The sequence below is a fragment of the Streptomyces europaeiscabiei genome, assembly GCF_001550375.1.
Taxonomy (GTDB): domain Bacteria; phylum Actinomycetota; class Actinomycetes; order Streptomycetales; family Streptomycetaceae; genus Streptomyces; species Streptomyces europaeiscabiei.
Genome location: NZ_LRTR01000617.1, coordinates 20,945 through 31,298, shown reverse-complemented (window position 1 = coordinate 31,298; position 10,354 = coordinate 20,945). Strand labels below are relative to the sequence as shown.

Below are 10,354 nucleotides of genomic sequence, written 5' to 3'. Positions count from 1 at the left end.
GAGGCCGAGACCCCGGCGGCGGAGGCCGTCGCACCGGCCGACGGCGGGAGGGGCCTCGCGAAACCGTCCGGGTTGCCCGTCCGCCGCAGCAGCGCGCGCAACCGTGCGAACACCTCCTCCACGTCGAACGGTTTGACGACGTAGTCGTCCGCGCCGGCATCGAGGCCGGCGATCCGGTCGGCGGTCTCCACGAGCGCGGTGAGCATCAGGATCGGCGTCCGGTCGCCCTCCGCCCGCAGCACCCGGCAGACCTGGAGGCCGTCTATGCCGGGCATCATCACGTCGAGCACGAGCACGTCGGGCGGGTTGCGGTGGGCCTGGGCGAGCGCCTCGACGCCGTCGGCGACCGCCGTGACCTCGTACCCCTCCAGGGTCAGCGCGCGTTCCAGGGCATGGCGGATGGCGCGGTCGTCCTCGGCGAGCAGCACGTTCTGGGGCACCCCACCAGTCTGCCAAGGTCACGGGCGCCCACCACCTCGTCAGGAGGGCAGGGCCGCCCTTCTTACCGGCCTCTCACCCCGCCCGCGCGTCGGGTTTACCACTCCGGAGCAGCGTGTCCGTGTGACACCCGCCCGCACGGGAACCCGGGCAGAGCGAGCAGATGGAGTACAAAGGGTCCGAAACAGCCGAACCAGCCAAACCATCATCAGAGCCCGCATCACCGGACAACCGCACGCCACCCGCGTCGTCCGTGTCCGCGCCGCACAACTGCATCACCGTGTCACCGCACCGCTCACCCCGTCGGGAAGGCAGGACCTTGAGCCGCCGCATGAAGATCGTGTTCCTGCTGCACAACGCCTACGCCATCGGCGGCACCGTCCGTACGACGCTGAACCTGGCGTCGGCGCTCGCGGACCACCACGACGTGGAGATCGTCTCGATGGCCCGCCACCTGGACGAACCGCGCTTCACGGTCGACCCGAGGATCACGCTCGTCCCCCTGGTGGACATCCGCCCGTACAGCCCCGACCTGCGCGATCCGGCGCAGGTGCAGCCCGCCGTGGACTTCCCGGCCCAGGACAAGCGGCACCGCCAGTACAGCCGCCTCACCGACCTCCGGGTCCGCGCCCACCTGGCCCGCTGCGGCGCGGACGTCGTCATCGGCACCCGCCCCGGCATCAACGTCTACGTCTCCCGCTTCGCCCCGCGCCGCGCCCTGCGCATCGGCCAGGAGCACCTGCGCCACGACGCCCACACCAAGCAGCTCCGCAAGGTCCTCGCCCGCCACTACCGCGCCCTGGACGCGGTCGTCACGACCACGGCGGCGGACGCGGCGGTGTACCGCGCACGGATGAAACTGCCGGGCGTACGGGTGATGCCGGTGCCCAACATCGTCCCGGCGTCCGGGGTCGCCCCGTCGGACGGTACGGCGCCCGTCATCGCGGCCGCCGGCCGCCTCGCCCGCGGCAAACGCTTCGACCTCCTCCTGGAGGCGTTCGCGACGGTCGCCGCGAAGGAACCGGACTGGCAGCTGCGCATCTACGGCGGCGGCAAACAGAAGGACCGGCTGGAAACCCTCATCCAGGATCTCCGCCTCGCCGACCAGGCCCATCTGATGGGCCCGCACACCCCCATCGAGGAGGAGTTCGCGCGCGCCTCGATCGTCGTCAGCGCCTCGGACGCCGAGTCCTTCGGCATGACCCTGGTCGAGGCCATGCGCTGCGGCGTGCCGGTCGTCAGCACCGACTGCCCGCTCGGCCCCGCCGAGATCATCACCGACGGCACCGACGGCCGCCTCGTCCCCGTCGACGACCCCCACGCCCTCGCCGAAGCCATCCTCGACCTCACCGCCGACCCGGACCTGCGCCGCGCCATGGGCCGGGCCGCCCTGGCGAGCGCCCACCGCTACGACGCGGCCCCGATCGTCACCAGGTACGAGCAGTTGTTCGCCGAGCTGCGGGAGACGAGGCTCCAGCGGACCTGGGAACGGGGATCGACGAGGGCGAGGGCCTGGCTGCGGCGCCGGGTGCGCGCGGGGAAGAGGGCGGCCCCGGCTCTTCTCAGGGACGCGGGGCTGTCACCGGTGCGGCTCCGCCGCGCGGGCGCGAGCAACCACGAACACCCCGCGGCCTGAAGCGCTCCGCCCCCGACGGCGGACTCAGCCCTTCAACGCAGCCAACCGCTCCGCGAAGGGAACGACGACGAACCCCTCGGGCTCGACCGGCGCGGCATCCGCCCTCCGGGACAGCCCAGCCATCAACCCGGCCAGCTCCGACGCCGCCCGCTCGATCCGCCCGGCCAGCCCCTCCGCGCCCCAGTCCTCGGACGCGGCATAGACACCCGTGGGCACCACCACGGCCCGCAGATACGCGAACAGCGGCCGCATCGCGTGCTCCAGCACCAGCGAATGCCGTGCCGATCCCCCGGTTGCGGCGATCAGTACCGGCTTCCCGGCGAGCGCGTCCCGATCGAGCACGTCGAAGAAGGACTTGAACAGCCCGCTGTACGACGCCGAGAACACCGGCGTCACCACGACCAGCCCGTCGGCCCCCGCCACCGCGTCCGACGCGGCGGCGAGCTTGCGGCCCGGGAACCCGTTGGTGAGGTTGTGCGCGATCTCCACGGCCAGGTCACGCAGTTCGACGACCTGAACCTCCACCGCGGCGTCGTGCCCGACCACCGCCGCGGCCAGCCGGTCCCCCAGCAACCGCGTGGACGACGGCACACTCAACCCCGCCGAGACGACGACCAGCTTCGTACGACGCCCTCCTGCGGCATTCACGCGACGCTCTCCTTCTTCTCCGCGGCCAGCAGCGACCCGTGTGTGGGCGCGTCCGGCACCTCCGCCGGCCGCCCCTTCGCGAACTCCTCGCGCAGCACCGGCACGACCTCCTCGCCGAGCAGGTCGAGCTGTTCCAGGACGGTCTTCAGGGGCAGCCCCGCGTGGTCCAGGAGGAACAGCTGCCGCTGGTAGTCACCGGCGTACTCCCGGAACGCCAGCGTCTTCTCGATCACCTGCTGCGGCGACCCGACGGTCAGCGGCGTCTGGTCGGTGAAGTCCTCCAGGGACGGCCCGTTGCCGTACACCGGAGCGACGTCGAAGTACGGCCGGAACTCCCGCACCGCGTCCTGCGAGTTCTTCCGCATGAACACGTGCCCGCCGAGCCCCACGATCGCCTGCTCGGGCGTGCCGTGCCCGTAGTGCGCGTACCGCTGCCGGTACAGCTCGACCATCCGCTTGGTGTGGTCGGCCGGCCAGAAGATGTTGTTGTGGAAGAAGCCGTCCCCGTAGTACGCGGCCTGCTCGGCGATCTCGGGCGAGCGGATGGAGCCGTGCCAGACGAACGGCGGTACGTCGTCCAGCGGGCGGGGCGTGGAGGTGAACCCCTGGAGCGGCGAGCGGAACTTGCCCTCCCAGTTCACGACGTCCTCGCGCCACAGGCGGTGCAGCAGCGCGTAGTTCTCGACGGCGAGGTTGATGCCCTGCCGGATGTCCTGCCCGAACCACGGGTAGACGGGCCCGGTGTTGCCGCGCCCCATCATCAGGTCCACCCGCCCGTCGGCCAGGTGCTGGAGCATCGCGAAGTCCTCGGCGATCTTCACCGGGTCGTTGGTGGTGATGAGGGTGGTGGAGGTGGAGAGGATCAGCTTCTCCGTGCGCGCGGCGACATAGCCGAGCATCGTCGTGGGCGACGACGGCACGAACGGCGGGTTGTGGTGCTCACCGGTGGCGAAGACGTCGAGCCCGACCTCCTCCGCCTTCAGCGCGATCGCGACCATCGCCTTGATGCGCTCGCGCTCGGTCGGCGTCCGGCCCGTGGTGGGGTCCGGCGTCACGTCTCCGACACTGAAGATCCCGAACTGCATCATCGCTGCCACCCTCCCAGGTTGTTTACGATTCAACTATACCCGTGAACGAGGGCCCCGTCCCCCCTATTCCCCCCGTTGTCAGTGGCCGTCCCTACGATCTCCTCATGGCCGCCCCACGCCGTGACACCCGAGGCATCGTGGACGCCCCGGAGCTCTTCGCCCGGGTCCGCTTCCGCCGCCGCGAACCCGCCGAGCCACTGCGCCCGTATCTGGAGCACTACTGGCTGATCGACTGGGACCTGCCCGAGCCGTACGTCTCCCAGGTCGTCCCGCACCCGTCGGTGAACGTCGTCCTCCAGCGGTACGAGGGACAGGAGCCCTTCGCCGAGATCTCCGGCATCGGTCTCGGCCTCTTCACCCAGAAACTGGAGGGCAGGGGCCGGGTCTGCGGCATCCAGTTCCGCCCCGGCGGCTTCCGCCCCTTCGCCCCGTCCCACCCCGCGACCCACTGGACCGGCCGCCGCGTACGACAGCCCGAGGCGTTCTCCGAAACCGACATCGACCCGGCCGCGATCCTCGCCCCCGACGACGAGGACGCCCGCGTCGCCGCCCTCGACGCGTTCCTGACGGGGCTCGCCCCCGCCCCCGACCCCCACGCGGACCTCGCCATGGCCCTCGTCGACCGCATCCGCACCGACCGCACGATCCGCCGCGTCACCGACTTCGCCCGCGCCGAGGGCGTGTCCGTACGACTCCTGCAGCGCCTGTTCTCCGCGTATGTGGGCGTCGGCCCCAAGTGGGTCATCCTCCGCTACCGCATCCACGAAGCCCTGGAGCGCGCCGAGACCGCACGGGCCGTCGACTGGGCCGCCCTCGCCGCCGACCTGGGCTACGCGGACCAGGCCCACCTCGTCCGCGACTTCACGGCGACGGTGGGGGTGCCGCCGACGGCGTACACGGAAGCGGTGTCGGCGTCGGTGCCGGTCCCGTCGTCGTCTACTTCGCGTGCGTGACCGCGTAGATCATCACGAACGCCACGATGTGGATACCGAACAGGAAGTACGCGAGGAACCACCACACGTACCGCTCGTTCTTCTTCTCCTCGGCGAGGCGCCGCTTCTCGGGCGTCAGGCCGGCTTCGGGCTCCGGGCCGGCTTCGGGCTCCGGGGCGTCCTCGGGCGCCGGGCGGCTCTCGGGCGTCAGGCCGGCTTCGGGCTCCGGGCCGTCCTCGGGCGCCGGGCGGCTCTCGGGCGTCAGGCCGGCTTCGGGCTCCGGGCCGTCCTCGGGCGCCATCACAGCTCCCGATGGACCTTGGTGTTGGAGGCCTGGGCGCGGGGGCGCAGGACGAGGAGGTCGACGTTGACGTGGCTGGGCCGGGTGACCGCCCAGGTGATCGTGTCGGCGACGTCGTCGGCGGTCAGGGGCTCGGCGACCCCGTCGTAGACGCGCGCCGCCTTCTCCGCGTCGCCGCCGAAGCGGGTCAGGGCGAACTCGTCCGTCTTCACCATGCCGGGCGCGATCTCGATGACCCGGACCGGCGTGCCGACGATCTCCAGCCGCAGCGTCTCGGCGAGGACGTGCGTGCCGTGCTTGGCGGCGACATAACCCGCGCCGCCCTCGTACGTCCCGTGCCCGGCCGTCGACGACACCACGACCACCGTGCCGTCACCGCTCGCGGTCAGCGCGGGCAGCAGGGCCTGGGTGATGTGGAGCGTGCCGATGACGTTCGTCTCGTACATCGTGCGCCAGTCGGCCGGATCGCCGGTCGCGACCGGGTCGGCGCCCAGCGCGCCGCCCGCGTTGTTGACCAGCACACCGATCTTCTTGAACGCGGTCGCGAACTCGTCGACCGCCGCGCGGTCCGTGACGTCCAGGGGGTACGCGGTGGCCTGCCCGCCGCCGTCGTTGATCTCCTCGGCCAGCGCCTCGATACGGTCCTTGCGGCGCGCGGTCAGCACGACGCGATACCCCGCCGCGGCGAGCTGCCGGGCCGTGGCGGCGCCGATCCCGCTGCTCGCACCCGTGACGACGGCGATGCGGGAGGCGGCGGACGGTGCGGCGGTGGCCATGAGCTGCTCCTGGGGCGGTACGGAATCGAACGGGACCGGCCGGGACCGGGCAGGGAACCGACCGGCGGTCGAACGGTTCCCGCCCGGCCAGGATAGGCGGGCGGTGAGACAATGAGACGGGTGATCCCCTGTGCAGGAGGTGGATCATGGGACAGGCGCGCGAGCTGATGGACCAGCTCACCGAGGCGCTCACCACACACCAGGACCCCAAGACCGTCGCGAACCTCTTCGCGGAGGACGCGGTGGCCCACACCCCCGACGGCGGAGAGATCCACGGGCGGGACGACATAGCCGAGTACTGGCGCCAGATGACGGACGCCGTGCCCGAGGCCACCTACGAGTCGCTCGCCTCGTTCGAGGTCGGCGACACCGCCATCGACGAGGGAATCTTCAGCGGCAGGAACACCGGCCCGATGGCCTTCCCCGACGGTACGTCCGTCCCCGCGACCCAGAAGGACATCAGGATGCGCGGCGTGGACTTCGCCACCGTCCGGGACGGGCAGATCACCAGCTACCGGCTCTACTTCGACCAGCTGGACTTCCTGAACCAGCTCGGCCTGCTGCCGGAGGACCTGGCCCAGCCGTCGTAGAGCGGCAGCCGCCGACTGTCACAGCGACACCCACCGCGTCACCCGCCGCGCGGCGCATACATGATCACCGCCATGCCCGCGAGACAGATCAGCGCGCCCGACACGTCCCAGCGGTCGGGCCGGTAGCCGTCCGCGGCCATCCCCCAGGCGATCGACCCGGCGACGAAGATCCCGCCGTACGCGGCGAGGATCCGCCCGAAGTGCGCGTCCGGCTGGAAGGTCGCCACGAACCCGTACGCCCCCAGCGCCACCACCCCGGCCCCGATCCACACCCACCCCCGGTGCTCCCGCACCCCCTGCCACACCAGCCAGGCCCCACCGATCTCGAACAGCGCGGCGAGCACGAACAGGGCGACGGACCGGGCGATGACCATGCCCCTGAGCTTCGCACGGCGCTCCGGGCGGGGGTTCTTGCCGGGCGCCCCCGCTTCACCGCATGCGGTCCTTCACTTGTCGGCATACGACTGCGCCGGAGAGCCCAGCCGCACAGCGGTAGCGCGTAAAAAACACGGAGCCTCGATCTGCACGACCGAGGCCCCGTGTCGCCGCGAGTCCGCGAGTCCGCGAGTCCGCGAGTCAGCCCTTCACGCACACGACCTGCTTCAGCTTCGCCACCACCTGCACCAGGTCCCGCTGCTGGTCGATGACCTGCTCGATCGGCTTGTAGGCGCCCGGGATCTCGTCCACGACGCCGGAGTCCTTGCGGCACTCCACGCCCCGCGTCTGCTCCTCCAGGTCCTTCGTCGAGAAGCGCCGCTTCGCCGCCGTCCGGCTCATCCGCCGACCGGCGCCGTGCGAAGCCGAGTTGAACGCCTTCTCGTTGCCGAGGCCCTTCACGATGTACGACCCCGTGCCCATCGAGCCCGGGATGATCCCGTACTCGCCGGACCCCGCGCGGATCGCGCCCTTACGGGTCACCAGGAGGTCCATGCCGTCGTAGCGCTCCTCGGCCACGTAGTTGTGGTGCGCGCTGATCTCCGCCTCGAAGGTCGGCTTCGCCTTCTTGAACTCCCTGCGGACGACGTCCTTGAGGAGCGCCATCATGATCGTGCGGTTGTACTTCGCGTACTCCTGCGCCCAGAACAGATCGTTGCGGTACGCCGCCATCTGCGGGGTGTCCGCGACGAATACGGCGAGGTCGCAGTCGACCAGACCCTGGTTGTGCGGGAGCTTCTGGGCGATGCCGATGTGATGCTCCGCCAGCTCCTTGCCGATGTTCCGGGAGCCGGAGTGCAGCATCAGCCAGACAGAACCAGTCGAATCAGTGCAGACTTCGACAAAATGGTTTCCTCCGCCGAGCGTTCCCATCTGCTTCTCCGCCCGGTCATGACGGAACTTGACCGCATCCGCCACCCCGTCGAACCGCCCCCAGAACCCGTCCCACCCCCCGGCGGCGAACCCGTGCAGCTGCCCCGGATCGACGGGGTCGTCATGCATCCCCCGCCCCACCGGGATCGCCTGCTCGATCTTCGACCGCAGCCGGGACAGATCGCCGGGCAGGTCATTGGCCGTCAGGGACGTCTTGACCGCGGACATTCCACAGCCGATGTCGACGCCCACCGCCGCGGGACAGACGGCCCCCCGCATCGCGATGACGGACCCGACCGTCGCACCCTTGCCGTAGTGGACGTCCGGCATGACGGCCAGGCCCTTGATCCAGGGGAGGGTCGCCACGTTGCGGAGCTGCTGCAGGGCACCCTCCTCGACCGACGCGGGATCGGTCCACATGCGGATGGGTACCTTCGCGCCCGGTATCTCGACGTACGACATAACGCCCTCATTCCCCCGAAAAACTGATCAAAGTCTCAGAACGCAAAACCAGCGCCAAGGCCCATGAAAAGGGATGCCGGACCGGCGTCCACGGCAGTGCGTGCGATACACATGGTGCCCGGGGGTCACCCCCGGGCGGCAAGTGAATAACCACAGGCAGGACTGCGCAGGCGTCCCGAGGGACCCCGTCGAGAGGAGCCCCACCGTGCAGCGGAAGGCGTACGTACCCGGCGTCGCCGTGCTCCTCGCGGCACTGCTGGCCGCGTGCACGGGATCCGACGACAGCAGTTCGCAGGACGACCCACGCCCGGGCGAGGCCACCGCGTCGGCCACCGTCGCCCAGCCCGGCCGCTACGACACGCTCCCCGAACCCTGCGGCGCGATCGACCACGACACCCTCGACACCCTCCTCCCCGGCATCAGGCAACTCCCCGGCGCGGCCCAGCGCGAGCAGGCGTACGAGGGCGAGGCGACGCAGACGTACGACACGGACGCCAAGGCCGGCTGCCGCTGGAAGGTGGAGTCCGCGGACGCCACCCACTACGTGTTCGTCGACTTCGAGCGTGTCGTGTCGTGGGACAACGCGGTCAGCGACGACAGCAAGGCGCAGGAGGTGTACGGCGGCAAGGTCGAGGCGGCCGACCTCCCGGAGCCGACGCCGACCGACTCCGAGGAGGAGAGCGAGGGGACGGACGAGGAGAGCGACGAGCCGGCGCAGACGGGAGCGAGCACCGCCGAGCCGTCGGCGAGCCCCTCGGCCTCCGCCTCCCGCTCGGCATCGCCCTCCGCCTCCTCCTCCAGCCCCTCCGCGTCCGGAACCCCCGCCTCCCTCCTGCCCCGCACACTCGACGGTCTCGGCGACGAGGCGTTCCTCGACGACGCGCTCGGGACGAGCAAGCAGCGGACGGTGACTGTGGTCTTCCGCACGTCGAACGTGATCGTGACGGTGGAGTACGAGGAGCAGCCGGCGACCACGACAGTGGTTCCGGACAGTGAGGAATTGCAGGACAGGGCCCGGAATCTGGCGGAGCGGCTGGCCGACGCGTTCGACGACTGAGGGGCGCCCGGGGAGGGTTCGGGCGTCCGCGTCAACCCCCTGATTCAGGACCGCACTTCTTCATCACCGCGTACGGTGGCCTCTCGGAGACCCGATCCGATTGTGAAGGAACCATGCAACGAGCCGCAGAGTCAGAGCAGCATCAGTCGCCGCGCCGCACGCGTTCGCCACGGGTGGCGCGCGTCGGGCGTCCGGGCCGGGCCCGGGTTCTCGTGGGCGCCGCGGTCGTGCCGGTGATGCTGCTGGCGGTCGGCTGTTCGTCGGACTCCGGCTCCGACAGCTCCTCCGGTGACGAGACACCCGCGGGGCTGAACGAAGCCGCGCAGGAGAGCCCCACGCCGGAGGTGGTCGAGGCGAAGTACGCGTCGCTGCCGGACGCGTGCGAGGTGTTCGCCGACAAGACGCTGAAGTCGGTGGTGCCGGAGGGCGTGAAGTCCGCCAAGGCGATCAACAAGGCCGAGGAGAACGTGACCGGCGACTGCCGCTGGATCAGCCTCGACAACAACGGCGTGGACGGCTCCCAGTACCGCTGGCTGAGCGTGTCGCTGCACCTGCTGGCCTCGGACGAGGCGAACGGCCCCGGTGAGGACCGCGCGGCCAAGGCGTACGAGTCGAAGGTGACCGCGGCGAAGGCCGTGGACGGGGCGAAGAACGTCAAGACGGAGCCGCTGACCGGCACGGGCGACCAGGCGACGGTGGTCAAGTACGACCTGAAGAAGGACGGGGACACCTTCAAGCAGCAGACGATCGTGGTGCGCACGGCGAACGTGGTCATCACGGTCGACTACAACGGGGCCGGTCTGGCCGGCGAGAAGACGCCGGACGCGGCCGCGCTGCTGAAGTCCGCGAAGTCCGCCGCCGAGGAGGCCGTGGAGGCGATCGCGGACGCGAACGACGGTACGGACGTGTCGGCGTCCCCGTCGAAGAGCGCCTCCAAGACGCCGTCGAAGAAGCCGACGAAGTCGTCGTCGGGCGGTTCGGGCGCGGATGTGAGCAACGACTCGGACAGCGGCTCGGATACCGATTCGGACTCGGGCTCCTCCAAGTCAGGCAGCCGGAAGACCAAGTCGTAGCCTCCCTTCACCTGGTGGTCCACCGGAGCCCGGTCCCCTCGGGGG

Annotated in this window: 12 protein-coding genes; 5 read left to right on the top strand and 7 right to left on the bottom strand. The window is 70.7% G+C overall.

Annotated elements, in window-relative coordinates:
• Positions 1-440: response regulator transcription factor (locus AWZ10_RS30015; RefSeq protein ID WP_244172592.1), on the bottom strand; the 440-nt coding region annotated here is incomplete at its 3' end.
• Between the two features lie 329 nt (positions 441-769).
• On the opposite strand from AWZ10_RS30015, the gene AWZ10_RS30010 reads away from it, so the two are divergent.
• Positions 770-2,074, top strand: coding sequence for a glycosyltransferase family 4 protein (locus AWZ10_RS30010; RefSeq protein ID WP_060892521.1), 1,305 nt, complete (start codon positions 770-772; stop codon positions 2,072-2,074).
• Between the two features lie 24 nt (positions 2,075-2,098).
• Here the strand turns inward: AWZ10_RS30010 and AWZ10_RS30005 are convergent, their stop codons facing one another.
• Together AWZ10_RS30005 and AWZ10_RS30000 are read right to left on the bottom strand one after the other, a co-directional pair.
• Positions 2,099-2,722: an FMN reductase gene (locus tag AWZ10_RS30005; protein WP_060892520.1), complete on the bottom strand. Its 624-nt coding sequence runs from the start codon at positions 2,720-2,722 to the stop codon at positions 2,099-2,101.
• Complete coding sequence (locus AWZ10_RS30000) at positions 2,719-3,807, bottom strand: LLM class flavin-dependent oxidoreductase (protein ID WP_173531549.1); 1,089 nt, start codon at positions 3,805-3,807, stop codon at positions 2,719-2,721. The genes AWZ10_RS30005 and AWZ10_RS30000 overlap by 4 nt, the downstream gene beginning before the upstream one ends.
• Positions 3,808-3,914: 107 nt before the next feature.
• Here AWZ10_RS30000 and AWZ10_RS29995 point away from each other — a divergent pair, with 107 nt between their 5' ends.
• Positions 3,915-4,763 (top strand): helix-turn-helix transcriptional regulator, encoded by an 849-nt coding sequence (locus AWZ10_RS29995; RefSeq protein ID WP_060892519.1) that lies wholly within the window; start codon positions 3,915-3,917, stop codon positions 4,761-4,763.
• On the opposite strand, the gene AWZ10_RS29990 is transcribed toward AWZ10_RS29995, so the two are convergent.
• On the bottom strand, positions 4,747-4,953 hold the full coding sequence (locus AWZ10_RS29990; protein WP_060892524.1) for a hypothetical protein: 207 nt from the start codon (positions 4,951-4,953) through the stop codon (positions 4,747-4,749). The two genes, AWZ10_RS29995 and AWZ10_RS29990, sit on opposite strands and share 17 nt — an antisense overlap.
• A gap of 89 nt (positions 4,954-5,042) precedes the next feature.
• Positions 5,043-5,819 carry an SDR family NAD(P)-dependent oxidoreductase gene (locus tag AWZ10_RS29985; protein ID WP_037688810.1) on the bottom strand — a complete coding sequence of 259 codons (777 nt, stop codon included), beginning with the start codon at positions 5,817-5,819 and terminating at the stop codon, positions 5,043-5,045.
• A 146-nt stretch (positions 5,820-5,965) separates the two neighbouring features.
• Between AWZ10_RS29985 and AWZ10_RS29980 the strand changes: the two genes are divergently transcribed.
• Positions 5,966-6,409: an ester cyclase gene (locus AWZ10_RS29980; RefSeq protein WP_046708805.1), complete on the top strand. Its 444-nt coding sequence runs from the start codon at positions 5,966-5,968 to the stop codon at positions 6,407-6,409.
• Positions 6,410-6,447: 38 nt separating this feature from the next.
• On the opposite strand, the gene AWZ10_RS29975 is transcribed toward AWZ10_RS29980, so the two are convergent.
• On the bottom strand, positions 6,448-6,783 hold the full coding sequence (locus AWZ10_RS29975) for a YnfA family protein (protein WP_060892518.1): 336 nt from the start codon (positions 6,781-6,783) through the stop codon (positions 6,448-6,450).
• Positions 6,784-6,985: 202 nt separating this feature from the next.
• On the bottom strand, positions 6,986-8,179 hold the full coding sequence (locus AWZ10_RS29970) for an RtcB family protein (RefSeq protein ID WP_060892517.1): 1,194 nt from the start codon (positions 8,177-8,179) through the stop codon (positions 6,986-6,988).
• Between the two features lie 205 nt (positions 8,180-8,384).
• Here AWZ10_RS29970 and AWZ10_RS29965 point away from each other — a divergent pair, with 205 nt between their 5' ends.
• Positions 8,385-9,236, top strand: coding sequence for a hypothetical protein (locus AWZ10_RS29965; RefSeq protein ID WP_060892516.1), 852 nt, complete (start codon positions 8,385-8,387; stop codon positions 9,234-9,236).
• A 113-nt stretch (positions 9,237-9,349) separates the two neighbouring features.
• A complete protein-coding gene (locus AWZ10_RS29960; protein ID WP_046709285.1) occupies positions 9,350-10,309 on the top strand; it encodes a hypothetical protein in 960 nt (319 codons plus the stop codon).
• Positions 10,310-10,354 lie beyond the last annotated feature (45 nt).